Below are 26,222 nucleotides of genomic sequence, written 5' to 3' on the forward strand. Positions count from 1 at the left end.
GTTTTACAAGCGCGCTATGTTAGCTGACCCCGTGTTGTGATGCTACGTATTGACGGCAGGACCAGACAGAAATGAGAAAGGTAAAAATTGGATTGGCTCTGGGTTCTGGAGCGGCCAAAGGATGGGCGCATATCGGCGTGATCAACGCGCTGGAGCGTGCAGGTATTGAGATCGACGTCGTTGCGGGCTGCTCTGTCGGGGCATTAGTCGGATCTGCCTATGTGAATAACCGCCTGCCGCTGATGGAAAAATGGGTCAGTGCATTTCGCTACTGGGATGTTATTCGCCTGATGGATGTCTCCTGGCAGCGTGGCGGACTGCTGCGCGGTGAGCGGGTCTTTAGCCATGTTCGTCAGCTGATCCCCAATGACACGATAGAGCACTGTCATAAACCCTTTGGCGTGGTGGCGACTAACCTCAGTACCGGTCGTGAACTCTGGCTGACTGAGGGCGATCTGCATCAGGCAGTACGCGCTTCATGCAGTATGCCAGGTTTATTACCGCCGGTGGGCTACAATGGGTATTGGCTGGTGGATGGTGCCGTAGTCAACCCGGTGCCGATTTCACTTACCCGTGCCCTGGGGGCAGACATTGTTATCGCCGTTGACTTGCAGCATGACGCGCATTTAATGCAGCAGGATCTCTTTTCCGTGACACCACAGAATAGCGAAGAAGAAGCCGCCGCAGCGGCATTGAGTTGGGGTGGGAAGCTGCGTCAGCGTCTGGTGAATTTCAGCCAGCGCCGTGCGTCTCAGTCACCTGGCGCGATGGAGATTATGTCCACCTCTATCCAGGTGCTGGAAAATCGCCTGAAGCGGAATCGCATGGCAGGCGATCCGCCCGATGTTTTGATTCAGCCGGTCTGTCCGCAAATTTCGACGCTGGACTTTCATCGTGCTGAGGAAGCCATTGAAGCAGGCAAGGCCGCCGTAGAGAAGAAAATGGATGAACTATTACCACTGGTCCGTGGCAGATAATCAGGTTGTTCATTCAAAGCGGTGACTTCAGCCAATTCTTAAAGGCGCAACTGCGTTTTATGAACCACTATTGAAATATCTGGTACGCAGGGGGAAAGAATGGAAAAACCACTACTCGGCAAAAAGATACTCATTGTCGAAGATGAGGCTGTTTTCCGTTCGTTGCTGGACCAATTTTTGTTATCGATGGGTGCTGTGACGTTACAAGCGGAAGATGGTCTGGAAGCAATTGCACAACTACAACAGCATACTGTCGACCTGATTATCTGCGATCTGGAAATGCCCCGCATGAGCGGCATCCAGTTCGTTGAGCACATTCGTACCCGCGGCAACATCGTGCCGATTTTAATCATCTCAGCTACCGAGAACATGTCGGATATTGCGCATGTATTGCGTCTTGGGGTGCAGGATGTGCTGCTTAAACCACTTAAAAACTTTGAGCGCTTCCGTGAAGCGGTCTATGAGTGTCTCTATCCCTCTATGTTCACTTCGAAAGTGGAAGAGGATGAACAACTGTTCCAGGACTGGGATGCGCTGGTTCGTGATCCTAAAGCGGCTGCCAAGTTGCTCAAGCAACTCCAGCCACCGGTGCAGCAGACTATTGCCAACTGCCGGGTTAACTATCGTCAGCTGACGATGGCCGAGCAGCCTGGGCTGGTGCTTGATATCGCGGCGCTCTCCGATAAAGATCTGGCGTTCTACTGTCTGGACGTGACCCGTGCCGGTGATAATGGCGTGCTGGCAGCGTTGCTGCTGCGGGCGCTGTTCAATGGCCTGCTGCAGGAGCAACTGACCGGGCAGAAACAGCGTCTGCCGGAACTTAATGGGCTGCTCAGACAGGTCAATCTGTTACTGCGCCAGGCGAACCTGAGCGGCCAGTTCCCGTTACTGGTTGGGTACTATCATCGCGGATTAAAGAACTTAATTCTGGTTTCGGCCGGATTGAACGCCACACTTCATGTTCATGCCCATCAGATTCAGCTCAGCAATGGTGTCCCCCTTGGCACTATGGGCAGCACCCATCTTAACCAGATCAGTCAGCGCGCAGAAAACTGGCAATGCCACGTCTGGGGCGCGGGCGGGCGCATTCGGCTGATGCTATCGACGGAAGAATAAGCCGTAAAAACAGAGGAATTCTGGCGCTGAGGACAGGGCCAGAGTTTAGCTTTACAGTTGGGTAATAGTCTTAATTTCGACGGTTTGGTGCCTTCCAGGATAAATCCGTTCGATACTAACTGATATACTCATTTCCGATTTTAAACCGACATATCAAGTATTAACTTGAACGGCCTATAAGAGAGGTATCTTAATGTCTGCCAATAATACCAAAGTAAAAAAAGCGGTAATCCCGGTAGCGGGTTTGGGTACGCGTATGCTCCCGGCTACCAAAGCGATTCCTAAAGAAATGTTACCGCTGGTTGATAAGCCGTTAATCCAGTATGTCGTTAACGAGTGTATCGCTGCTGGCATCAACGAAATTGTGCTGGTAACGCATTCATCAAAAAATGCCATCGAAAACCACTTTGATACCAGCTTCGAACTGGAATCAATGCTGGAAAAACGCGTTAAGCGTCAGCTGCTGGATGAAATCCAGTCAATCTGCCCGCCACACGTCACCATCATGCAGGTTCGTCAGGGCATCGCTAAAGGTCTGGGTCACGCTGTAATGTGTGCACACCCACTGATCGGTGATGAGCCGTTTGCGGTTATCCTGCCAGACGTCATCATCGACGAATATGAATCTAACCCAACCAAAGATAACCTGGCAGAGATGCTGAGCCGTTATGAAGAGTCTGGCCGCAGCCAGATCATGGTTGAGCCGGTTGCCGATGTGACTGCATACGGTGTTGTCGATTGCCAGGGCGCAGAACTGAACCCAGGCGACAGCGCACCAATGGTCGGTGTGGTTGAGAAGCCTAAAGCGTCAGAATCCCCATCAAACCTGGCCGTTGTAGGTCGTTATGTTCTCTCTTCCGAGATCTGGCCACTGCTGGCTAAAACGCCTCCAGGTGCAGGCGGCGAAGTTCAGCTGACTGACTCCATTGCGATGCTGATGGAAAAAGAGACAGTTGAAGCATATCACCTGAAAGGCGTCAGCCATGACTGTGGTAACAAACTGGGCTACATGCAGGCTTTCGTTGAGTACGGTGTTCGTCATCCGGTATTGGGCAAAGATTTTTCTGAATGGCTCGATGGCGCAGTTGGCAACAAAAAGTAATTCATAAACACAGGATAACTCGATGAAAGTCACTGTATTTGGTATCGGCTATGTCGGTCTGGTTCAGGCTGCGGTGTTAGCCGAAGTCGGACATGACGTTCTCTGCATTGATGTCGACGAAAACAAAGTCGAAAATCTGAAAAAAGGCATCATTCCTATTTTCGAACCAGGTTTAACGCCGCTGGTAATGTCCAATTACGAAGCGGGTCGTCTGAAGTTCAGCACTGATGCTGAGATGGGCGTAAACCATGGTGTTATGCAGTTTATTGCAGTTGGTACTCCACCAGATGAAGACGGCTCTGCCGATCTGAAATATGTGACCGCCGTAGCGCGCACCATTGCGCAGCATATGAACGATCACAAAGTGGTTATCGACAAATCAACCGTTCCGGTTGGCACAGCAGACAAAGTTCGTGCGGTAATGACGGAAGCGCTGAAAGCGCGTGACGCCAACATCACCTTTGATGTGGTATCTAACCCGGAATTCCTCAAAGAAGGTGCTGCAGTCAATGACTGTATGCGTCCAGAACGTATCGTTGTCGGTACTGACAACGACGACGTGGTAGAACTGTTACGCGAGCTCTATGAGCCGTTTAACCGTAACCACGATCGTATGATCATGATGGATATCCGCAGCGCAGAGCTGACCAAGTATGCAGCAAACTGCATGCTGGCCACCAAAATCAGCTTTATGAATGAGATGTCTAACCTGGCTGAACGTTTAGGCGCGGATATTGAAAAAGTACGCCAGGGCATCGGTTCCGATCCCCGCATTGGCTACCACTTTATCTATCCTGGCTGTGGTTACGGCGGCTCCTGCTTCCCGAAAGATGTGCAGGCGTTAATCCGTACCGCTGAGTCAATTGGCTATCAGCCACGTCTGTTGCAGGCCGTGGAAGATGTGAATGACAACCAGAAAAACAAGCTGCCAACCTTTATCAAACGTCATTTTGGTGACGATCTGAAAGGTAAAACGTTTGCGCTCTGGGGCCTGTCATTTAAGCCGAACACTGACGACATGCGTGAAGCCTCCAGCCGTGTGCTGATGGAAACGCTCTGGGAAGCTGGCGCATCTGTTCAGGCGTTTGACCCGGAAGCGATGGATGAAGCACAGCGTATCTACGGTCACCGCAGCGATCTTAAGCTGATGGGTACCAAAGAAGCCGCACTGCAGGGCGCTGACGGTCTGGTCATCTGTACGGAGTGGCAAAACTTCCGTGCGCCTGACTTCGACATCATCAAAAATGCACTGAAAGAAGCCGTGATTTTTGATGGTCGTAACCTGTATGATCCAGAGCGTATCAGCAAACGCGGTTTCGTTTATTATGCAATCGGCCGCGGAGCGTCTATTCAAACTGCATAATTAACGAGGGATTTATGAACTTTCTGGTCACCGGCGCCGCAGGTTTTATTGGTTTTCATGTCAGCCAGCGTCTGCTGGCCGCCGGTCACCAGGTTGTCGGTATCGACAACCTGAATGATTATTACGACGTAAATCTCAAGCATGCCCGTCTCAATTTAATTAAGGCCGATCCTGGTTTTACTTTTATTGAGATGGACCTGGCGGACCGTGACGCAATGGCGTCACTGTTCGATCAGCAAAAATTCCAGCGCGTTATCCATCTTGGCGCTCAGGCTGGTGTCCGGTATTCCATTGAAAATCCTCATGCCTACGCAGACTCCAATCTGACGGGTCACCTCAATATCCTTGAAGGTTGCCGTCATCATAAAATTGAACATCTGCTCTACGCCTCATCCAGTTCAGTCTATGGTCTGAATCGCAAGATGCCGTTCTCAACCGAAGATAGCGTTGATCATCCGGTTTCTTTATATGCAGCGACCAAAAAAGCCAACGAGTTAATGTCACACACTTACTCGCATCTCTATCAGCTGCCGACCACTGGATTGCGCTTCTTTACGGTCTATGGCCCGTGGGGCCGTCCGGATATGGCGTTATTCAAATTCACCCGAGCAATGATTGCCGGTGAGGCGATTGACGTTTATAACCAGGGCCAGATGAAACGCGACTTTACCTATATTGACGATATTGCTGAAGCCATTGTTCGCCTGCAGGATGTTATTCCACAACAGGACGACAACTGGACAGTTGAAACCGGATCGCCGGCAACCAGTTCAGCGCCTTATCGTGTTTATAATATTGGAAACAGTCAGCCTGTCACGTTGATGAGCTATATCGAAGCGATTGAAAAAGCCCTGGGCATTACTGCGAAGAAAAATCTGATGCCAATGCAGCCTGGAGATGTACTGGAAACCAGTGCTGATACCGAAGCCTTGTTTAAGGCAATTGGATTCAAACCGCAGACCGGGGTCGAAGAGGGCGTTAAAAACTTTGTGGACTGGTACCGCGACTTTTACCGCGTCTGAGTATCTGCTTAAAAGAAAAAAGGAAGCTCCGGCTTCCTTTTTTATTGCGCATCAGGCTGCCAGGAAGGCAGTCACACTGCGGGTTTTTACAGTAAAAAATCGTCCAGCTTTTTACCCTGTTCTTCCAGCGCTTTTTTAATCACGGCCGGTGTGCGGCCCTGACCGGTCCAGGTTCTTGACTCGCCTTTTTCATCGGTGTAACCATATTTAGCCGGACGTACTGAGCGTTTACCTTTTGCCGCAGTCCGTGTGTCGGTCAGCGTGTTAATCAGTTCATTCGGGTCAATACCATCAGCCAGTAGCATTTCACGATACTGATTAAGTTTACGCGTGCGTTCTTCATTTTCTGCCTGAAAATGAGACTCTTCTTCACGGCGCTCTTTTACTACTACGTCCAGCTTTTCCAGCATCTCTTCCAGTATTTCAACGGAATACTCTCTGGCCTGGGCGCGCAGCGTACGGATATTATTAAGAACTTTTAGTGCTTCGCTCATTGTCCTGGTCTCTGAATAAGGGAAAAGTTGTGTTGCCCGCTAATAGTAGTGGCGACATAAAATAACTGCAATCATAAAAATATGTATATCACTAATTACCCAGGTGACTAAAAATAATTTTCACCAGAAAATTGCACAGTAGTGCAGAATAAAAATATTTTCCTTTAGTCCGATATCAAATAAATTTAATGTATTCAGGTCAGCAACAAAAATGTCATTGATTTTGTTGCGGGTAAAATAAGCAAAACTTATCCCGTTCGGCACTGTACATAACAGGCGCTGGAAACGGCATGCAGAGGAATAAACGGCCAGCCGTTACACTTTATTCACTCATCAACCGCAACGTATTGCCGCCGCTTTGTGGTAATATGCGCGCCATTCCATTCAGTCCTGATGAAGATACGCGCCGATGGCTCAACTCTATTTCTATTACTCTGCCATGAATGCAGGGAAATCAACCGCACTGCTACAATCCTCATATAACTATCATGAGCGCGGCATGCGTTCACTGGTTTACACCGCTGAAATCGATAATCGCTTTGGTGCCGGGCAGGTGAGTTCCCGTATCGGACTATCGTCACCGGCCTTGCTATACAACGCAGAGACATCACTCTACAGCGACATCGCTGCTGAACATGCCGTTCAGCCTGTCCATTGCGTGCTGGTTGATGAGAGTCAGTTCCTGACCCGTGAGCAGGTTAAAGCGCTGTCAGATGTCGTAGACGACCTTGATATTCCGGTGCTCTGTTATGGTCTGCGAACGGATTTTCGCGGTGAACTGTTTGTTGGCAGTCAGTATCTGCTGGCGTGGGCAGATAAGCTGGTTGAACTCAAAACTATTTGTCACTGTGGGCGCAAGGCCAGTATGGTTCTGCGACTGGATAGCGAGGGCAAACCTTTCAGTGAGGGTGAGCAGGTGGTGATTGGCGGTAACGAACGTTATATCTCAGTCTGCCGTAAGCATTATAAACAGGCGATAGAGCAGGGATCGTTGCAGGCGATCCATGGCGCTCAGACTCCGCTGAATTAACCCTATTGTTCAGGCAATAAAAAACCCGCCGAGGCGGGTTTTTTTATCAGACAGTCAGAACGGCACTATCAGACTTTTTTGGCTTTCTTCTCAAGCTTAATACCTTTTACCGGCTGCTCAGCAATGGCTTCGGCTACGCTTGAGAACGGTTCGACAAATTCACGACCGTAGTAGGTATCAAGCATAATCTGTTTCAGTTCAGCAATCAGCGGATAACGTGGGTTAGCGCCGGTACACTGGTCATCAAACGCATCATCGGCCAGTTTATCGACTTTCGCCAGGAAGTCCGCTTCCTGCACACCCGCCTCACGGATAGAGGTTGGAATACCAAGTTCAGTTTTAATCTCATCCAGCCAGGCGAGCAGCTTCTCAATTTTCTGCGCGGTGCGGTCGCCTGGTGCGCTCAGACCCAGATGGTCAGCAATCTCGGCGTAGCGACGGCGCGCCTGAGGGCGATCGTACTGGCTGAAGGCGGTCTGTTTAGTCGGGTTGTCATTCGCGTTGTAGCGAATAACGTTAGAGATTAACAGGGCGTTGGCCAGGCCGTGTGGGATATGGAACTCTGAACCCAGCTTATGCGCCATTGAGTGACAAACCCCGAGGAAGGCGTTGGCAAACGCAATACCGGCGATAGTGGCGGCATTGTGTACGCGCTCACGCGCCACCGGATTTTTGGCGCCTTCAGCATAGCTGGCTGGCAGATTCTCTTTCAGCAGTTTCAGTGCCTGCAGTGCCTGTCCGTCAGAGTATTCATTCGCCAGCACTGAAACATAAGCTTCCAGCGCGTGGGTCACGGCATCCAGACCGCCGAAGGCGCAGAGTGAACGCGGCATATCCATCACCAGGTTGGCATCGACAATCGCCATATCAGGCGTCAGTGCGTAGTCAGCGAGCGGATATTTCTGGCCCGTCGCATCATCGGTCACTACAGCAAACGGCGTGACTTCAGAACCGGTACCGGACGTGGTGGTGATGGCAATCATGCGCGCTTTGACACCCATTTTCGGGAACTTGTAGATACGTTTACGGATATCCATGAAACGTAACGCCAGCTCCTCGAAGTGAGTTTCCGGATGTTCGTACATCACCCACATGATTTTCGCGGCATCCATCGGTGAGCCACCGCCCAGCGCGATGATGACATCCGGTTTGAAGCTGTTCATCTGCTCAGCACCTTTACGCACGATGCTCAGCGTCGGGTCAGCTTCAACTTCGAAGAACACTTCCGTTTCAATGCCGTGTGATTTCAGCACGCGGGTAACCTGGTCGGCATAGCCGTTATTGAACAGGAAGCGGTCAGTGACGATAAAGGCACGTTTCGCGCCATCCGTTGCCACTTCTTCCAGCGCAATTGGCAGTGAACCCCGACGGAAGTAGATGGATTTAGGAAGTTTATGCCACAACATATTCTCAGCTCGCTTGGCGACAGTTTTGGTATTGATCAGATGTTTTGGACCGACGTTCTCTGAAATAGAGTTTCCGCCCCACGAACCACAACCCAGCGTCAGAGACGGCGCCAGTTTAAAGTTGTAGAGGTCGCCGATACCGCCCTGCGAGGCGGGGGTGTTGATCAGAATACGCGCGGTTTTCATTTTGTCGCCGAAGTAGTGTACGCGTTCGGTCTGGTTGTCCTGATCGGTATAGAGACAGGAGGTGTGGCCGATACCGCCCATGGCGACCAGTTTTTCTGCTTTCGCGACCGCATCCTGGAAATCTTTCGCCCGATACATCGCAAGGGTTGGTGAGAGTTTTTCATGAGCGAACGGCTCAGACTCATCCACCAGCTTCACTTCGCCAATCAGAATCTTAGTGCTCGGTGGCACGCTGATACCGGCCATCTCCGCAATTTTGAACGCTGGCTGGCCTACGATAGCCGCATTCAGGCCGCCGTTTTTCAGAATAATATTCTGCACCGCACTCAGTTCGGCACCCTGCAGCATATAACCGCCGTGGCTGGCGAAACGTTCACGCACCGCGTCATAGACTGAATCGACCACAATCACCGATTGTTCAGAGGCGCAGATAACCCCGTTATCAAAGGTTTTCGACATCAGAATCGACGCAACCGCACGTTTCAGATCGGCGGTTTCATCAATCACGACTGGCGTATTACCCGCACCGACACCAATCGCAGGTTTACCGGAGCTGTAAGCCGCTTTCACCATGCCCGGACCGCCAGTGGCGAGAATCAGGTTGATGTCAGGGTGGTGCATCAGTTGATTGGACAGCTCAACGGAAGGTGCGTCGATCCAGCCGATAATATCTTTTGGCGCACCGGCAGCCACCGCCGCCTGCAGCACGATATCTGCAGCTCTGTTGGTCGCATCTTTGGCGCGTGGATGAGGAGAGAAGATGATGCCGTTACGGGTTTTAAGACTGATTAATGCTTTGAAGATGGCGGTTGAAGTGGGGTTGGTCGTCGGGACGATACCGCAAATCAGGCCAATAGGTTCGGCGATGGTAATGGTGCCGAAAGTATCATCCGTGGCTAACACACCACAGGTTTTTTCATCTTTATAAGCGTTGTAGATATATTCTGAAGCAAAATGGTTTTTGATCACTTTGTCTTCGACGATGCCCATACCGGATTCGGCAACGGCCATCTTGGCAAGCGGGATTCGGGCGTCTGCGGCGGCGAGGGCGGCGGCACGGAAGATAGCGTCGACCTGTTGTTGAGAAAAGTTGGCATATTCACGCTGGGCTTTTTTTACACGTTCAACCAGTGCATTAAGTTCGGCGACATTGGTTACGGCCATGGTGTTCTCCTGAAGGAAGTTAAACTTTTTTAGTAAACAATCCTGCGCCATGAGTATAGTCACGTTGCCATAAGGCGCTGGACTGGATTAGAACGCCCGGATTTTCAACTGTTTACTGAACTAGTCTTCTGTTGCAGTCAGTGAGGTTTTCTTCGCTGACGCTAATACTTCCGTTGCGAAAAGATTACCTGGTTTGGGGTAGGGCAATTTTGATGCAGATCAATTTAACCGCAAGCTGACACCTTTCAGCTCCCCTTTGCGCCCTTTGTTTATCAAATTGGTTACCTCTTCACGTCATCAGCCTGGTAGCGGCTAAATCCAGTCACTTTTTAATCTCTGGGGTAAAGCGCTGGATGCTCCGTCATTCAACAGTATAAATAGCTGAGTCAGCATCTGGCGTCCGTGCCTGTTTTCACATACATTAGGCGCGTTTTCCCCCCCTGTAGTACGGAGTAAAGTCGTGAACCCTGCGCTGTTAGATTTATCAGGCTATATAAAATTTTTTGTCGGGCTTTTTGCGCTGGTCAATCCGGTGGGAATTATTCCGGTCTTCATCAGCATGACCCGTTATCAGGGGGTGGCTGAGCGTAACAAAACCAACCTCACTGCCAATCTGGCGGTTGCTATTATTCTCTGGACGTCACTGTTCCTTGGGGATGCGATTCTGCATGTGTTTGGCATCTCGATTGACTCCTTCCGCATCGCGGGTGGGATCCTGGTCGTCACCATTGCGATGTCGATGATCAGCGGCAAGCTGGGCGAAGATAAGCAGAATAAGCAGGAGAAGTCAGAAACGGCGATTCGTGAAAGTGTGGGGGTTGTGCCGCTGGCGTTGCCTCTGATGGCGGGGCCGGGTGCTATCAGCTCGACCATTGTCTGGAGCACCCGCTACCACAGCTGGATAAATCTGCTGGGGTTCACTCTGGCGATTGCGATCTTTGCATTCTGCTGCTGGTTACTCTTTCGGGCCGCGCCGTTAATGGTGCGTATTCTTGGCCAGACCGGTATCAACGTCATTACGCGTATTATGGGTCTGTTACTGATGGCACTGGGCATCGAATTTGTTGTCACCGGCATGAAGTCCATTTTTCCCGGCTTACTCAATTAAACGCTCACTTATTTCAGAGAGTGAAGTGAAATAATGATCCGTAATGGTGCAGGAGGGGCATTTTATGCACCATTACGATGCAATTATTCGTTGTGCTTAACAGAATCAGGCAATTATAAATTTCATTACTGCGCGCTGGCTCACAGACTTTTTTTTGCAAAATAATGTCACTATTTTCACACGATATTCTGCTCTCTATTTTCGTGTAAGCCTCACAAACTGCCAGAATAATCACGCTATCTTAAATTTCATCACGCTGAAGCCAGATTCCCCAATATAAGTGCCAAAAAAGAGGCTGTTTGTCGCTGCTTTCCGCTCTTAAGAGGGGTTTCCAGCTAAATAGTCTATTTTTCATATCGATATGATATTTTCAGGACGAAAATTAACACTTCCGCTGCCTGACTTCTCATGATAAAAGAGAATTAGTTAACATTTTAGCTATTTTGCTTTGGCGCGCCTTCACGGCTTCTGATAATTTTTGGCCCAACGTAAAATTTTTTCTCCGAAAGCCCAAAGTGAGAACGCTTTTTGCTTAAGCCTGTCGGGATACTTAATTTAAGGTTGGCGTTTCGCATGATTGGGATGAAGAATTTGCAGCAGCAGCGGTCAAAACTCGCAGTCGTTTTATTAATGGCTTTTTCGCCGGCCTATGCCGCCACGGTGCCGCCGGGCACAACACTGGCCGCGCAGCAACAGATTGTGATCAATAACGGCAGTGAAGTCTCCTCGCTGGATCCGCATAAAACCGAAGGCGTGCCGGAATCCAATATTATTCACAACCTGCTGGACGGCCTGGTCAATACCGATAACAGCGGACAGGTCGTTCCTGGCGTCGCTAAAAGCTGGGAAAACCCGCAACCCACCGTCTGGATTTTTAATCTGCGGGAGGATGCGAAGTGGAGCAACGGTGAGCCGGTTACCGCCGCTGATTTCGTCTACAGCTGGCGCCGTCTGGTGGACCCGACAACCGCGTCGCCTTACTCCAGCTATCTGCAGGCAGCCCATTTTGCCAATATTGATGCCATCCTTGCTGGCAAAGCGTCACCCGATCAGCTGGGCGTGAAGGCGCTGGATGCCCATCGGCTGCAAATTACCCTGAGTGAGCCGGTGCCTTACCTGGTGGCGATGTTAGCGCATACGGCGATGAAGCCGGTTTATGCGCCAGCCATTAAGCAGTGGGGCGAAGCCTGGACCCGCCCGGGTCACTACATCGGCAACGGCGCCTACACGCTGAGCGACTGGGTAGTGAATGAAAAAATTGTCGTGAAGCGTAATCCTCGCTACTGGGATAATGCGCACACCGTGATTGAACAGGGGACATTCCTGCCGATCGCCTCTGAAAACAGCGATATCAATCGCTACCGCAGCGGCGGCACGGATATTACCAACAGTGCGGTGCCACCAGAGATGTTTGGCAAGCTGCGCAAAGAGCTGGGCGATGAAGTGAAGGTCAGCCCGCTGCTCTGCACCTTCTACTACGAGATTAATAACAAAAAGCCGCCGTTTACCGATGCGCGGGTGCGTGCCGCGCTGAAGATGACCCTCGATCGCGAGGTGATTGCCAATAAGATCATGGCCCAGGGGCAGATTCCGGCTTACAGCCTGACGCCGCCTTTTACCGCCGGTATCAAACTCACGCCACCTGCCTGGTTCACCTGGACGCAGGCGCAGCGTAATGAAGCCGCGAAGAAGCTGCTGGCAGAGGCCGGCTTTGATGCTGCCCATCCGCTGACCTTTACGCTGCTCTACAACACTTCCGATCAGAACAAACGGCAGGCGATTGCGGCCGCGTCGATGTGGCAGAAAAACCTGGGTGCTAAGGTGACGCTGCAGAATCAGGAGTGGAAAACCATGCTGGAGACCCGTCATCAGGCGCAGTATGACGTGGTGCGCGCCACCTGGTGTGCTGACTACAATGAACCCTCAACCTTCCTGAACATGCTGATCAGCAACGCCTCGATCAACACCGCGTTTTACAGCAGCGCGACCTTTGATCGTCTGATGGCGGAGACGCTGACGGCGGGCAGCGAGGCGCAGCGCGCCAGCCTGTATCAGCAGGCTGAAACACAACTCGACAAAGACTCACCAATTGTGCCAGTTTACTACCGCGTAAGTGTGCGCCTGGTGAAGCCCTGGGTTGGCGGCTTCACGGGCAAAGACCCGCAGGACATGACAGACCTGAAGTACTATTTCATCAAAAAACACTGATCTGATCGCCCGTTCGGCGAGACAGTCGGAAAGCGCATCAGCAAACAGACCTTTTTTTGGGGTCAATCTCCCTGGTAACAGGCCAGGGAGCCCGCAGACGGGGGACGCCGGGGCAGAGCATCGCCACGGTGACGATAATAAAACTGGAGTGTAATAATGAACAACATCACGAAAAAAAGCCTGATTGCAGCGGGCGTTTTCGCCGCAGTGAGTGCGCTGGCAGGGAATGCGGCTTTCGCAGCAACGGTGCCTGCAGGCGTTGAGCTGGCCGCTAAACAGGAGCTGGTTCGCGGCAATGGCGATGAAGTGCAGTCGCTCGATCCGCACAAAATTGAAGGTGTTCCGGAAGACAACGTGGCTCGTGATCTTTACGAAGGTCTGCTGGTCAATGACAGCAACGGTAAACCGATTCCGGCCGTAGCGGAAAGCTATGAAAATAAAGATTTCAAAGTGTGGACTTTCCACTTACGTAAAAATGCCAAATGGTCCAATGGCGAGCCGGTCACCGCGCAGGACTTCGTCTACAGCTGGGAGCGTCTGGTCGATCCTAAAACCGCCTCACCGTATGCCAGCTATCCGCAGTATGGTCATATCCTGAACGTTGATGACATCATCGCCGGTAAAAAACCCATTACCGATCTGGGCGTCAAAGCCATTGATGATCACACGCTGGAAGTCACCCTGAGTGAGCCGGTTCCCTATTTTGATAAGCTGCTGATTAACTCCGTCATGTCACCGGTTTACAAACCGGCGATTGAGAAATTTGGCGATCAGTGGACGCAGCCGCAGAACTGGGTCGGCAACGGTGCCTTTAAGCTTGAAGCGCACGTGATTAACGAACGTATCACCCTGGTGCGTAACCCGAACTACTGGGACAATGAGCATACGGTGCTGAACAAAGTCACCTTCCTGCCGATCAGTTCAGAAGTCAGTGACGTTAACCGTTACTTCTCCGAGAACGGCAGCGACATGACCTATAACAACCTGCCAATTGAGCTGTTTAAAAAGCTGCAGCGTGACAACGGTAAAGAGCTGCACGTCGATCCATATCTCTGCACCTATTACTACGAAATCAACAACCAGAAAGCGCCATTCACCGATCCGCGCGTGCGCGCTGCCCTGAAGCTGGGTCTGGATCGTGACATCATGGTGAATAAAGTGCTGGCGCAGGGCCAGAAACCTGCCTATAGCTACACGCCACCAGCGACCGACGGCATGGACATTCTGCCGCCAGACTGGTTCAAATGGTCACAGGACAAGCGTAATGCCGAGGCGAAAAAGCTGCTGGCCGAAGCGGGCTACACCGCCGACAAACCGCTGACCTTTAACCTGCTCTATAACACCTCCGATCTGCACAAGAAGCTGGCAATTGCCGCCTCGTCGATCTGGAAGAAAAATATCGGCGTGAACATCAAGCTGGAAAACCAGGAGTGGAAAACCTTCCTGGATACCCGTCATCAGGGTAACTACGATGTTTCCCGTGCGGCATGGTGTGCGGACTACAATGAACCGACTTCCTTCCTGAACACCATGCTGTCCAACAGCAGCAGTAACACCTCGCACTATAAGAGCGATGCGTTTGACAAAGTGATTCGCGACGCGATTAAGGCCCCGGATGCTAAAGCCCGTGCAGCTGACTATCAGCAGGCCGAGCAGATCATGGATAAAGACAGCACCATCGTCCCGGTTTACTACTACGTGAACACCCGTCTGGTGAAACCTTATGTCGGCGGTTATACCGGTAAAGATCCACTGGATAAAACGCTCGATAAAAACTTCTACATCATCAAACACTAATAGCATTCAGGCTATCAGCAGTGGCGGCGCGTCTGGCGCCGCCTTTTACTTTTTTTTATATGTTGTGAAGCAACAGCCTGGTAGGTACGGCAATGTTAAAATTCATCCTGCGTCGCTTGCTTGAAGCGCTCCCGACGCTGTTCGTCCTGATTACCATCTCCTTCTTTATGATGCGACTGGCACCCGGCAGCCCGTTTACTGGCGAGCGCACCCTGGCACCGGAAGTGATGGCCAACATTGAGGCGAAATATCACCTCAACGATCCTATCGGTAAGCAGTATGTCGATTACCTGGTGCAGCTGGCGCACGGCGACTTCGGCCCATCCTTTAAATACAAAGATTATTCGGTCAACTACCTGGTCGCGCATGCGTTCCCGGTCTCGGCCAAACTTGGGCTGGCCGCGTTTCTGCTGGCGGTGGTACTTGGCGTCACGGCCGGAGTTATCGCTGCGCTCAAACAGAACAGCTTGTGGGATTTTGCGGTGATGGGGGTGGCAATGACCGGCGTGGTGATACCCAGCTTCGTGGTCGCGCCGTTGCTGGTTCTGCTGTTCGCCATCACCCTGAAGTGGCTGCCGGGCGGCGGCTGGAATGGTGGGCAGTGGAACTACATGCTGCTGCCGATGGTGGCGCTGTCGCTGGCTTACATCGCCAGTATCGCGCGTATCACCCGTGGATCGATGATTGAAGTGATGCACTCCAACTTTATCCGCACCGCGCGCGCCAAAGGCTTACCGCTGCGCCGCATTGTAATGCGTCATGCGCTGAAACCGGCGCTGCTGCCGGTGATCTCCTATATGGGACCGGCATTTGTCGGCATCATCACCGGGTCGATGGTGATTGAGTCGATCTACGGTCTGCCGGGCATCGGTCAGCTGTTTGTGAACGGCGCGCTGAACCGTGACTACTCACTGGTGATGAGCCTGACCATTCTGGTGGGTTTGCTGACCATCGTATTTAACGCGATTGTTGACGTGCTCTATGCCGTTATCGATCCCAAAATTCGTTACTGATTGCGGAGTTCGCCATGATGTTAAGTAAGAAAAACAGCGAAGCTCTTGATGCGTTCAGTGAGAAGCTGGAAGTAGAAGGGCGTAGTCTCTGGCAGGACGCGCGTCGTCGTTTTATTCATAACCGCGCTGCCTCCATCAGCCTGCTGGTGCTGTTCCTGATCACCCTGTTCGTGATCTTTGCGCCGATGCTGGCGCAGTTCACTTACGACGATACCGACTGGGCCATGATGTCCTCGCCGCCCGATACCACCTCTGGTCACTGGTTCGGCACCGATTCTTCGGGTCGTGACCTGCTGGTGCGTGTGGCTATCGGTGGCCGTATCTCGCTGATGGTGGGCGTGGCTTCTGCGCTGATCGCGGTGATTGTCGGGACGCTCTATGGCTCGATTGCTGGCTATCTCGGCGGTAAAACAGACTCGGTGATGATGCGTATTCTGGAAATCCTTAACTCCTTCCCGTTTATGTTCTTCGTGATCCTGCTGGTGACCTTCTTTGGTCGCAATATCCTGCTGATTTTTGCCGCCATCGGTATGGTTTCGTGGCTCGATATGGCGCGTATTGTGCGCGGCCAGACGCTGAGCCTGAAGCGCAAAGAGTTTATCGAAGCGGCCCATGTGGGTGGGGTATCGACCTGGAAAATCGTGGTGCGCCACATCGTGCCGAACGTGCTGGGCGTGGTAGTGGTTTACGCCTCGCTGCTGGTGCCGAGCATGATCCTGTTTGAATCCTTCCTGAGCTTCCTGGGCCTGGGTACGCAGGAGCCGCTGAGTAGCTGGGGCGCACTTCTCAGCGACGGGGCAAACTCGATGGAAGTGTCGCCGTGGCTGCTGCTCTATCCGGCAGGTTTCCTGGTAGTCACGCTGTTCTGTTTCAACTTTATCGGCGATGGCCTGCGTGATGCCCTCGACCCGAAAGATCGTTAAGGAGTTTCCCGATGACTATTCATGAATTCCAGCCAGCAATGGCGGCCCGCGCGGGAAGCGAACAGCTACTTACGGTCAAAGATTTACGCGTTACCTTTGGCACGCACGATGGTGATGTTACCGCCGTTAACGATCTGAACTTCTCGCTGCGCGCCGGTGAGACGCTGGGCATTGTCGGTGAGTCCGGTTCCGGCAAATCACAAACCGCCTTTGCCCTGATGGGGCTGCTGGCGAAAAATGGCCGCATTGGCGGTTCGGCGATGTTCAATGGCAAAGAGATCCTGAATCTGCCCGAGAACAAGCTCAATAAACTGCGCGCCGAACAGATTGCGATGATTTTCCAGGACCCGATGACCTCGCTGAACCCCTATATGCGGGTGGGCGAGCAGCTGATGGAAGTGCTTAAGCTGCATAAAGGGATGAACAACGCGCAGGCGTTTGAAGAGTCGGTGAGAATGCTGGATGCGGTGAAAATGCCGGAAGCGCGCAAGCGGATGAAGATGTATCCGCATGAGTTCTCCGGCGGTATGCGTCAGCGCGTCATGATCGCCATGGCGCTGCTGTGCCGTCCCAAACTGCTGATTGCCGACGAGCCGACCACCGCGCTGGATGTTACCGTCCAGGCGCAGATTATGACGCTGCTCAACGACCTGAAGCGCGAGTTCAACACCGCCATTATCATGATCACCCACGATCTGGGTGTGGTGGCAGGGATCTGCGACAAAGTGCTGGTGATGTATGCCGGACGCACCATGGAGTATGGCCGTGCCCGCGATGTCTTTTATCAGCCGTCACATCCTTACTCGATTGGTCTGCTTAATGCGGTGCCGCGTCTGGATGCGGAAGGGGAAAGCCTGACGACGATTCCGGGTAATCCACCCAACCTGCTGCGTCTGCCGCAGGGCTGCCCCTTCCAGCCGCGTTGCCCGCACGCTATGGATATCTGCACCCAGGCACCACCGCTGGAACCCTTTGGCGAAGGCCGTCTGCGCGCCTGCTTTAAGCCGGTGGAGGAGTTAGTATGAGCACCGTAGCTGAAAAAAGAGTGTTACTGGAAATCGCCGACCTCAAGGTGCATTTCGACATCAAAGATGGCAGGCAGTGGTTCTGGCAGCCATCAAAAACCCTGAAAGCAGTCGATGGTGTCAGCCTGCGTCTGTATGAGGGGGAAACCCTGGGCGTGGTAGGCGAGTCTGGCTGTGGTAAATCGACCCTGGCGCGCGCCATTATCGGGCTGGTGAAGGCGACCGAAGGTCGGGTCGCCTGGTTAGGCCGTGATCTGCTGGGGCAAAGTGAAGAGGAGTGGCGCAAGGCGCGAAGCGATATCCAGATGATATTCCAGGATCCGCTGGCGTCGCTGAACCCGCGTATGACCATCGGCGATATTATCGCAGAGCCACTGCGTACCTATCATCCAAAAATGGCGCGTCAGGAAGTGAAAGACCGCGTTAAAAATATGATGATGAAGGTGGGGCTGCTGCCTAACCTGATTAACCGCTATCCGCACGAGTTCTCGGGCGGTCAGTGTCAGCGTATCGGTATCGCCCGCGCGCTGATTCTGGAGCCAAAGCTGATTATCTGTGATGAGCCGGTCTCCGCACTGGACGTCTCAATTCAGGCCCAGGTGGTTAACCTGTTGCAGCAGCTGCAGCGTGAAATGGGCTTATCGCTGATCTTCATTGCGCACGATCTGGCGGTGGTGAAACATATCTCTGACCGGGTGCTGGTAATGTATCTGGGGCATGCGGTGGAGTTGGGCACCTACAAAGAGGTCTACAGCAATCCTCAGCATCCTTATACCCGTGCGCTGATGTCCGCGGTGCCGATCCCCGATCCGGACAAGGAGAAGAACAAGCAGATTCAGCTGCTGGAAGGGGAGCTGCCGTCGCCGATCAATCCGCCATCAGGCTGCGTGTTCCGCACCCGTTGTCCGATTGCCGGTCCGGAGTGTGCGAAAACCCGGCCGCTGCTGGAAGGCAGCTTCAATCACGCGGTCTCCTGTCTGAAAGTCGACCCGCTATAATGCAAAACGCCGGGCAATCGCCCGGCGTTTTCTTATCAAATCTGACGCTTACTCACGCCACAGGATATGACAGAGTTTGTGGTCTTTCTCGCGGCACAGCAGCACGCGAGCAAAGACGTCGGTGATCGGTTCACCGTCCGCTTCACCCAGCCCAATCACCACCTCGGCGAAGAAGTCCGGGTTCAGATCGAAATCGACATGATCTTTCCAGTCTTCAGAGGGATCGAACAGCTCTGCGCCACCGCGCTCTTCGAACTGCAGATTGAAGAGAATGACGTCTGCCGGATCAAGATTGTCGACGGCCAGTTCGAGAAAAATATCGTAGGCTTGTTCCAGCGTTTCATCTTCGGTAAGGCGATTATTTAAATCCATAGTCTGTCCTGTCGGCCTGCGGCCATTTACACAATCTGGCTCGTTTTACAGTAAAGGACTGAAGAAGTAAAACAGTCGTTCGACGATGCGTTGCCACCAGGCACGTTTTGCCCAGCGCTTGCCATCCAGCAGGCGGGAACGGGCGATATAGTCATCCTGCACACAGGCGAGATCGCTGCCAAAACCCGCATCATCAACCACCAGCGTCACTTCAAAATTCAGCCATAAACTGCGCATATCGAGGTTCACGGTTCCCACCAGGCTCAGTTGTCCGTCGACCAGCACGCTTTTGGTGTGCAGCAGGCCATCTTCAAACTGATAAATTTTCACGCCCGCTTCCAGCAACTCACTGAAGAAGGAGCGGCTGGCCCAGCCAACCAGCAGCGAGTCATTGTGACGTGGCACAATCACGCTGACATTGACGCCACGCTGCGCCGCCGTACAGATAGCATGCAGCAGATCGTCGCTCGGCACTAAGTAGGGCGTGGTCATGATCAACTGTTCACGCGCCGAATAGACCGCAGTCAGCAGCGCCTGATGGATCATATCTTCCGGGAAGCCGGGGCCGGAGGCGATCACCTGCACGGTGTGACCGCTCTCCTGTTCAAACGGCATAATGTTGCGATCGGGCGGCGGCGGTAAAATGCGTTTGCCGGTCTCTATCTCCCAGTCGCAGCTGAAAACAATCCCCATCGCGGTGGCCACCGGGCCTTCCATTCGCGCCATCAGGTCAATCCACTGACCGACACCCGCGCTCTGTTTAAAGAAGCGGGGATCGACCAGGTTCATGCTGCCGGTATAAGCGATGTAGTTATCAATGAGTACGATTTTGCGGTGCTGACGCAGATCCATCCGTCGCAGGAAGACGCGCAGCAGGCTGACCTGCAACGCTTCCACCACATCGATTCCGGCATTACGCATCATGCCGACCCAGGGACTGCGGAAAAAGGTAACACTGCCCGCAGAGTCCAGCAGCAGACGGCAATGAACGCCCCGGCGTGATGCCGCCATCAGCGATTCCGCCACTTCATCCGCCAGACCGCCGGGATGCCATATATAGAACACCATCTCAATGTTGTGGCGAGCCAGCTGGATATCACGAATCAACGCCTGCATCACGTCGTCGGCGCTGGTGAGCAGCTGCAACTGGTTGCCCTTAACCCCGGCGATGCCCTGACGATGGTAGCAAAGCTCAAACAGCGAACGCGCAACGTCGCTGTGTTCGGTGGCAAAAATTTCACGGCACTGCTTAAGGTCAGTAAGCCAGCGGGCAGTGGATGGCCACATGGTGCGGGCGCGCTCCGCACGACGTTTACCCAGATGGAGTTCGCCAAAAGAGAGATAAGCGATAATCCCTACCAGCGGCAGAATATAGATAACCAGTAGCCAGGCCATCGCGGATGTCACTGCCCGTCGCTTCATCAATACGCGCAGCGTAACCCCGGCGATCAGCAGCCAGTAACCAAACACCAGCAACCAGCTGATCAGGGTATAAAAAGTGGTCATAAAGTGGACATCCCGTTCGCGCTTTCGTCCGGCAAGTTTACGTGCAGATGACGGCTAACGGAACCCTTTATCCCGGACATCCTCGATGAAGGATCCGATTTGGCATTACCGCAGAGATCTCTATAATGCCCTCGCGTATATCTCGTGTGTATGACGTCAGAGAGGAAGTGATGAAACGAAGCAGAAATGAAGTGGCGCGCTGGAGAATGTTACGGCAGGTGCATCGCCGCCGCTCGCGCTGGCTGGAAGGGCAGTCGCGGCGGTATAAGCGTATCCACTGCATTCGCCATCAGCTGGCACAACAGCAGCGTCGTTCGATTCTGTTTATTACGCAGATAATATAGCGAAAGCCCGGTGAATTCAGCCTGTCGGACAAAGCAGGCTATTCAGACTTCAAATCAGGCTTCAAAAAAAACCGATTCTGCCATCGCCCGTCGCGCTATCAGGTGCTCCTGATGCGACGCGCCACGATCGCTGACTTCGCGCATCAGACATTCCATTGAGCTGCCCAGCTCAGTCGGCCTGTGGTAACCCACACGATCGTACCATTCGTAAGACCACTGACGCGATTTACGCTGATAATAGACAGTGAGCCACACTGAGCAATTAGCAGGGTAACCACTCATTACTTCTATTTTGGGGTCTACAATAGAAAGGAGCCGGGATAACAGCGGGTCGAGCAATGTAAGGGACTGGCCAGAATAAGTTTTATGCATAATGTGCCCGCGACTGTGCTGTGCATCCATTCAGAGGTTCAACTCACAAGGGGTAAATGTAGACAGCTCTGCGAGATAATTCCTCTTTAATACTAAAAAAAGGACGGAAAGATCATTTTTTAATAGTAAAACAGGTCATGCAGGCGCGGACTAAAGAGGAAATATTAACAGGATAAAAACAGCAGGCTAAAAAGTTGTACAACTTTACATTGTTGTAATGTGCTGTTATTTATGGATTTGTTCTCATTGAAACGTGACAATCTGATTTTTTAACCTAAATATCTGTACAGATAGCTCGTTGTTGTATAACTTTATCGCATCGGTTAGTAATCTTAAATGAATCCTATGAGGGTCAACCATGCAGACTAACGTTCGTATTCCCGCTTCAGTCTCTGACATCTCCGCGTATTTACATAGCGCCGCGCAGCCATCACAACAGGCCATTCTTGGCTCCGTCGTGACGGAAATTATCAGTTCGGGTCGTAGTCTGAATCGTAAAGCGATCTGCTCAAAACTGATCGGCCGTTTACAGCATGTCACCAGCCCGGAAGAAGAACAGCACTATCATGCGCTGATTGGCCTGATTCTGGATCGCGGTTAACTCATCGCTGAAAATAGCCAGTGGCGGGATATTAAAGAGCGTGTATTACTGAAAGACCAGGCCGGTTTACTGCCGGTTTATTATCAATGTCGTTCAGAACAACGCTTTAATTTAATAAGATCAGTTGGTCGCTGCGTTTATTCGCGAGGCAGAATATTCAGACCGGCCGGTCGCTGCGACAGGGAGTGATGTGCTGCTCTGTCGCAATGAAACCTCAGGTCTGATTAACCAGCGAGACGTTGTGTCGTCATCATCAGCGTTACGTTCACCAGCTGCAGTGCCGCCGCCAGCACGATCAGCATGACAATCCACTGCTTTTTATTACGCCAGCCCTGAGTTCGCCAGAGATAAACCGCGCTGCCGATCAGTAAAGCGATAATGGCCAGTAGCCCCAGAATGATTATCTGCATCTTTCCTCTCTTGAACGATCAAAATAAAAATGGCTTCTGTGCCAGGCACAGAAGCCATTTTCAATGCTGAGTCACGATCAGAAGACGCGTTTAAACGGCTTAACCGAAACCTGCTTATAGACGCCCGCGGCGAAGTAGGGATCATCCTGTGCCCAGGATTGTGCTTCTTCTAATGACGGGAATTCAGCAATCACGGTTGAGCCGGTAAAGCCCGCTACACCAGGATCGTTGCTGTCGACAGCAGGCATTGGGCCTGCAATGATCAGGCGTCCCTCTTCCTGCAGCAGTTTGAGCCGTGCCAGATGGGCAGGGCGCACGGCGTTACGTTTTTCCAGTGAATCTGCAGTATCTTCTGCATAAATGACGTAAAGCACTAAGGAACTCCCATTAACCAGAATTTCGCAACACGTTAAGGGATTGCCTCTCAGAGTGCAAACGAAACCTCAGAGTGGTTAATGGCTCAGCATAAAGGGCTAAAAAGCGCTTTTCTTCAGGCGGGATGGCGGGAGTTATTGAAACTGATTGCTATTTGCATTTAAAATCGCTGCTTCATTCAATCACTGCGACTGTTATGACCACGCTGACTATGCCATTACCTAAACGCACGCCTGTCTCCATGTTGTTGTCTGTTGCTTTGCATGGGGCCGTGATAGCCGGAATTCTGTATGCTTCATTCCAGCAGGTGATTGAGGTGCCCAAAGCGTCGCAGCCCATCAGCGTTACCATGGTTGCCCCTGAAGTTCAGCCTGAGCCTGCACCGGCCATCGTGGAGCCGCCAGCGCCACAGCCAGAACCTCAGCCAGAACCTGAACCGGTGCCGGAACCTCAGCCCGTGCCCGAACCGCCGAAAGCGGAGCCGGTGCCGATTCCCAAACCTGAGCCTAAGCCAAAGCCCAAACCGAAACCAGAGCACAAGCGGGAGCAGCCTAAACGCGAGGTGAAGCCGCGTCAGGAGAGCAAACCGCAGGCCGATCCGTTTAAGCAGGAAGCCCCGGCGACGCAGAACAAACCGACCACGGCGCCAAAATCTACGCCGTCACCCACCTCATCGGCCTCAACCGGCCCAAAAGCTCTTACCGTGAGTAAACCTGGTTATCCTCAGCGCGCGCTGGCATTGCGGATAGAAGGACGGGTGCGGGTGAAGTTTGATGTGGATAGTGACGGACGAGTGGATAACATCCAGATCCTCTCTGCTCAGCCGAGCAATATGTTTGAGCGGGGCGTTAAGCAGGCGATGAAAACCTGGCGCTATGAGAAAGGAAAGCCAGGGCAGGGTCTGACCATGAATATCGTGTTTAAGATTAATGGTGGGGCCAGCCTGGAATAAAGCGTCAGGTCAGGCTGAAACAGCCTGACCTGTTTTTCATTCGCCGGGTTGCTGGTTGGCACGACCGGCTGGCAGAGGACGGGAATTGCCCTCATTGTCGACCGCCACATAAATAAACACCGCTTCCGTCGCAATGTAAGTTTGTCCAATCGGCTCAGACGACACTTTTTTTATCCACACTTCCACATTAATCGTCATGGAACTGTTGCCGGTACGAAGACAGCTCGCATGACAGCTCACCACATCGCCCACTGCGACGGGCTTCATAAATGACATGCCGTCGACGCGAACCGTCACCACGCGTCCTTCAGCGATCTCTTTCGCCAGGATAGCGCCACCCATATCCATCTGTGACATCAGCCAGCCACCAAAAATATCGCCGTTGGCGTTGGTATCTGCTGGCATGGCGAGCGTACGCAGCACCATTTCGCCTTTCGGCAATGTATGTTTTTCGCCCATTGCTTCCACTTCTATGCACGTGAATGCTAAAAAATGCCCGGCGGACCGGGCAGATGATTATTTTTGTTCCTGCTGCGGCATCTGTCGCCAGATATAAAGCCCGCTGAGCAGGGTAAACAGTAAGGTCAGACCGGAGAGACCGAACACTTTAAAGTTAACCCAAAACGCCTGAGATAACCAAAAGGCGACATAGATGTTTACCAGGCCGCAGATAAAGAAGAACAGCGCCCAGGCAACATTGAGCCGGCGCCAGATTGCGTCGGGCAGCTGCAGCTCTTTGCCCAGCATGCGCTGAATCAGCGTCTGCTCCATAAACCACTGGCTGTAGAGCAGGGCGGCGGCAAACAGGCTGTAGATAACCGTGACTTTCCACTTAATGAACTCATCGTTGTGGAACACCAGCGTCAGGGTGCCAAAAACCGCCACCAGCACAAAGGTGAAAATCGTCATCTTTTCCAGCTTGCGATAGAGCACCCAACTGACAACCAGCGCCAGACCGGTCGCGACAATCAGCGCGCCCGAGGCGACAAAAATGTCATACAGCTTGTAGAAGATGAAAAAGACCACCAGGGGAAGAAAGTCGAGTAGCTGCTTCATAGTTTTTCCATTCAGAGTTGGCTGCAAATGTGCCCGAAGGCACATCGTCAATCAACGTAACAGCATATAGAGCCGATAAAGATAGATGATCAACATCGCCGAAACCACATTGCCTGCCGCAGTGAAAATCACCGACGAGACATTCAGCGGTAAAACCGTCAGCGAAGAGAAGAACAGCATCACCACCACTTTGGCCAGCAGCCAGAGCAGAATCGCGGGGGCAATCAGCTTCACATTCTTCCACGCCATCCGCATGCTGGCCCGCATGGCGGCAAAGACACCCATCTTCTCACTGGCCACCATCACCGGAGCCAGCGACAGCAGAATCGTCAGCAGAATGCCTGGCACCACCAGCACCATAAAGCCCAGTTGCGCCACCAGCGTCATCAGGAAGGTGAGCAGCAGCAGCTTTGGCAGCAGCGGCGCTGAAGCACCAATCGCCCGCAACGCACTGACCCGCTGGCCGGAAGAGACCATCGGGATCAGATAGAGCATTCCGCCAAGCAGCAGCGTGTTCCCCATCAGCGCAGCGAAGGTGCTGGCCGCCGAGGCGCGCAGCAGCACCTGCTGCTGTTCCGGTGACATATTCTGCACCATCTCAAACAGCGAACCGGCGCTATCGTCACCCTGTTGCAGGAGGGCCATCTGATCGGCACCCGGCGTCAGCACATGCACCAGCATGACGGTGATAAAAGCGGCCAGCAGCGACATCAACAGCACCGTAGCCAGTTGATGGCGCGCGAAATTTCCTGTGTCACGGTATAACGAGCTTGCCGTGATAGACATGTACACTCCTTTGAGGAACCGGGTTAATTAACCCGGCGATTGTACATGTTCTGGCAGCTTGCTGGCACCCGCTGCGGCATAACTTTCTGTCATGACAGGTAAAGATGGAGAAAAAAGGGCGGGAAGACCATACCGGGCGCGGGCGCGATCGCAGGCTTCATTGTGGATACCCGCTTCGCCCGACATCGAAAATTCCCGACAGGGCGTCGGACGTTGTTCGTAAATTCCGCAGGAGACACAGCCGCCAATGTCGCCTTCAAGGGCAACGCAGCGCGGCGCGCGATCGTTCGTTCCACGCATATTGCGCATTAACAGGCTGAGCGGTTCGGTTAATGCGGTCGGCACCGGGCCGCCTGCATCATCGGCTTCGGCCCAGTAAAATGAGACGCGGAAATGGGCGCAGCAGGCGCCACAGCTGACACAAGGGTTAGTTATTTCACTCATTTGATCACCCGCCCCTCCCAGGGCATCGAACCAAAATCACCAGAGAAGATAAGCAAAATAGGCCTGGCGAAA

27 protein-coding genes are annotated in these 26,222 nt (G+C 52.6%); 16 read left to right on the plus strand and 11 right to left on the minus strand.

Annotated features, from left to right (window positions below):
- Positions 1-71 precede the first annotated feature (71 nt).
- The 5 genes from rssA (at position 72) to OK412_RS06860 (ending at position 5,580) form a co-directional block, all read left to right on the plus strand.
- Positions 72-977 carry a patatin-like phospholipase RssA gene (gene rssA / locus OK412_RS06840; RefSeq protein WP_010244341.1) on the plus strand — a complete coding sequence of 302 codons (906 nt, stop codon included), beginning with the start codon at positions 72-74 and terminating at the stop codon, positions 975-977.
- 99 nt (positions 978-1,076) lie between these two features.
- Positions 1,077-2,093 (plus strand): two-component system response regulator RssB, encoded by a 1,017-nt coding sequence (gene rssB, locus OK412_RS06845; RefSeq protein WP_010244345.1) that lies wholly within the window; start codon positions 1,077-1,079, stop codon positions 2,091-2,093.
- Between the two features lie 193 nt (positions 2,094-2,286).
- Positions 2,287-3,195, plus strand: a complete 909-nt coding sequence (galU, locus tag OK412_RS06850; protein ID WP_008925296.1) for a UTP--glucose-1-phosphate uridylyltransferase GalU — start codon at positions 2,287-2,289, stop codon at positions 3,193-3,195.
- 22 nt (positions 3,196-3,217) lie between these two features.
- Entirely contained in the window at positions 3,218-4,558 is a 1,341-nt protein-coding gene (locus tag OK412_RS06855; protein WP_031593141.1) for a UDP-glucose dehydrogenase family protein, read from the plus strand.
- Between the two features lie 14 nt (positions 4,559-4,572).
- Positions 4,573-5,580, plus strand: a complete 1,008-nt coding sequence (locus tag OK412_RS06860) for an NAD-dependent epimerase (RefSeq protein WP_022625568.1) — start codon at positions 4,573-4,575, stop codon at positions 5,578-5,580.
- 86 nt (positions 5,581-5,666) lie between these two features.
- Here the strand turns inward: OK412_RS06860 and hns are convergent, their stop codons facing one another.
- Entirely contained in the window at positions 5,667-6,074 is a 408-nt protein-coding gene (gene hns, locus OK412_RS06865; RefSeq protein WP_010244359.1) for a histone-like nucleoid-structuring protein H-NS, read from the minus strand.
- A 409-nt stretch (positions 6,075-6,483) separates the two neighbouring features.
- Between hns and tdk the strand changes: the two genes are divergently transcribed.
- Positions 6,484-7,104 carry a thymidine kinase gene (gene tdk / locus OK412_RS06870; protein ID WP_010244362.1) on the plus strand — a complete coding sequence of 207 codons (621 nt, stop codon included), beginning with the start codon at positions 6,484-6,486 and terminating at the stop codon, positions 7,102-7,104.
- Between the two features lie 68 nt (positions 7,105-7,172).
- Here the strand turns inward: tdk and adhE are convergent, their stop codons facing one another.
- Positions 7,173-9,860: a bifunctional acetaldehyde-CoA/alcohol dehydrogenase gene (gene adhE, locus OK412_RS06875; protein ID WP_010670264.1), complete on the minus strand. Its 2,688-nt coding sequence runs from the start codon at positions 9,858-9,860 to the stop codon at positions 7,173-7,175.
- A 460-nt stretch (positions 9,861-10,320) separates the two neighbouring features.
- Between adhE and OK412_RS06880 the strand changes: the two genes are divergently transcribed.
- The 7 genes from OK412_RS06880 (at position 10,321) to oppF (ending at position 18,932) form a co-directional block, all read left to right on the plus strand.
- Positions 10,321-10,968 (plus strand): YchE family NAAT transporter, encoded by a 648-nt coding sequence (locus tag OK412_RS06880; RefSeq protein ID WP_010244367.1) that lies wholly within the window; start codon positions 10,321-10,323, stop codon positions 10,966-10,968.
- Between the two features lie 582 nt (positions 10,969-11,550).
- Positions 11,551-13,176, plus strand: a complete 1,626-nt coding sequence (locus tag OK412_RS06885) for an ABC transporter substrate-binding protein (RefSeq protein ID WP_264352915.1) — start codon at positions 11,551-11,553, stop codon at positions 13,174-13,176.
- Between the two features lie 156 nt (positions 13,177-13,332).
- Positions 13,333-14,973 carry an oligopeptide ABC transporter substrate-binding protein OppA gene (gene oppA / locus OK412_RS06890; protein ID WP_033757856.1) on the plus strand — a complete coding sequence of 547 codons (1,641 nt, stop codon included), beginning with the start codon at positions 13,333-13,335 and terminating at the stop codon, positions 14,971-14,973.
- Positions 14,974-15,065: 92 nt separating this feature from the next.
- Entirely contained in the window at positions 15,066-15,986 is a 921-nt protein-coding gene (gene oppB / locus OK412_RS06895; RefSeq protein WP_010244379.1) for an oligopeptide ABC transporter permease OppB, read from the plus strand.
- Positions 15,987-16,000: 14 nt separating this feature from the next.
- Entirely contained in the window at positions 16,001-16,909 is a 909-nt protein-coding gene (oppC, locus tag OK412_RS06900; RefSeq protein ID WP_010244382.1) for an oligopeptide ABC transporter permease OppC, read from the plus strand.
- Positions 16,910-16,920: 11 nt separating this feature from the next.
- Entirely contained in the window at positions 16,921-17,934 is a 1,014-nt protein-coding gene (locus OK412_RS06905; RefSeq protein WP_010244386.1) for an ABC transporter ATP-binding protein, read from the plus strand.
- Positions 17,931-18,932, plus strand: coding sequence for a murein tripeptide/oligopeptide ABC transporter ATP binding protein OppF (oppF, locus tag OK412_RS06910; RefSeq protein WP_010244389.1), 1,002 nt, complete (start codon positions 17,931-17,933; stop codon positions 18,930-18,932). Before OK412_RS06905 ends, oppF begins: the two co-directional genes overlap by 4 nt.
- 48 nt (positions 18,933-18,980) lie before the next feature.
- Here oppF and OK412_RS06915 read toward each other — a convergent pair whose 3' ends face one another.
- Positions 18,981-19,304, minus strand: coding sequence for an HI1450 family dsDNA-mimic protein (locus OK412_RS06915; protein WP_003853921.1), 324 nt, complete (start codon positions 19,302-19,304; stop codon positions 18,981-18,983).
- 45 nt (positions 19,305-19,349) lie between these two features.
- The gene (cls, locus tag OK412_RS06920; RefSeq protein ID WP_010244396.1) at positions 19,350-20,810 is read right to left on the minus strand and encodes a cardiolipin synthase; all 1,461 of its coding nucleotides are present in this window, start codon (positions 20,808-20,810) and stop codon (positions 19,350-19,352) included.
- A 170-nt stretch (positions 20,811-20,980) separates the two neighbouring features.
- Here cls and OK412_RS06925 point away from each other — a divergent pair, with 170 nt between their 5' ends.
- Complete coding sequence (locus OK412_RS06925) at positions 20,981-21,154, plus strand: YciY family protein (RefSeq protein ID WP_003853917.1); 174 nt, start codon at positions 20,981-20,983, stop codon at positions 21,152-21,154.
- A 54-nt stretch (positions 21,155-21,208) separates the two neighbouring features.
- Here the strand turns inward: OK412_RS06925 and OK412_RS06930 are convergent, their stop codons facing one another.
- A complete protein-coding gene (locus OK412_RS06930) occupies positions 21,209-21,436 on the minus strand; it encodes a hypothetical protein (protein ID WP_228312651.1) in 228 nt (75 codons plus the stop codon).
- A gap of 448 nt (positions 21,437-21,884) precedes the next feature.
- On the opposite strand from OK412_RS06930, the gene ycgZ reads away from it, so the two are divergent.
- Positions 21,885-22,127, plus strand: a complete 243-nt coding sequence (ycgZ, locus tag OK412_RS06935; protein ID WP_010244401.1) for a regulatory protein YcgZ — start codon at positions 21,885-21,887, stop codon at positions 22,125-22,127.
- Between the two features lie 224 nt (positions 22,128-22,351).
- Here the strand turns inward: ycgZ and OK412_RS06940 are convergent, their stop codons facing one another.
- Entirely contained in the window at positions 22,352-22,537 is a 186-nt protein-coding gene (locus OK412_RS06940; protein WP_010670260.1) for a hypothetical protein, read from the minus strand.
- A gap of 77 nt (positions 22,538-22,614) precedes the next feature.
- On the minus strand, positions 22,615-22,911 hold the full coding sequence (locus tag OK412_RS06945) for a YciI family protein (protein WP_010244407.1): 297 nt from the start codon (positions 22,909-22,911) through the stop codon (positions 22,615-22,617).
- Positions 22,912-23,108: 197 nt separating this feature from the next.
- Here OK412_RS06945 and tonB point away from each other — a divergent pair, with 197 nt between their 5' ends.
- Positions 23,109-23,864, plus strand: coding sequence for a TonB system transport protein TonB (gene tonB, locus OK412_RS06950; RefSeq protein WP_050680216.1), 756 nt, complete (start codon positions 23,109-23,111; stop codon positions 23,862-23,864).
- Between the two features lie 36 nt (positions 23,865-23,900).
- On the opposite strand, the gene yciA is transcribed toward tonB, so the two are convergent.
- Genes yciA through OK412_RS06970 form a run of 4 tightly spaced genes read right to left on the minus strand, consistent with a single transcriptional unit; the run spans position 23,901 to position 26,150 of the window.
- Positions 23,901-24,323 (minus strand): acyl-CoA thioester hydrolase YciA, encoded by a 423-nt coding sequence (gene yciA, locus OK412_RS06955; protein WP_010244413.1) that lies wholly within the window; start codon positions 24,321-24,323, stop codon positions 23,901-23,903.
- A gap of 57 nt (positions 24,324-24,380) precedes the next feature.
- Positions 24,381-24,920 (minus strand): septation protein A, encoded by a 540-nt coding sequence (locus tag OK412_RS06960; protein WP_264352916.1) that lies wholly within the window; start codon positions 24,918-24,920, stop codon positions 24,381-24,383.
- A gap of 51 nt (positions 24,921-24,971) precedes the next feature.
- Positions 24,972-25,706 carry a YciC family protein gene (locus OK412_RS06965; RefSeq protein WP_010244420.1) on the minus strand — a complete coding sequence of 245 codons (735 nt, stop codon included), beginning with the start codon at positions 25,704-25,706 and terminating at the stop codon, positions 24,972-24,974.
- A 27-nt stretch (positions 25,707-25,733) separates the two neighbouring features.
- A complete protein-coding gene (locus tag OK412_RS06970; protein ID WP_264352917.1) occupies positions 25,734-26,150 on the minus strand; it encodes a YkgJ family cysteine cluster protein in 417 nt (138 codons plus the stop codon).
- Positions 26,151-26,222: the final 72 nt, after the last annotated feature.

This window comes from Pantoea sp. JV6, assembly GCF_025910055.1.
GTDB lineage: Bacteria > Pseudomonadota > Gammaproteobacteria > Enterobacterales > Enterobacteriaceae > Pantoea > Pantoea agglomerans.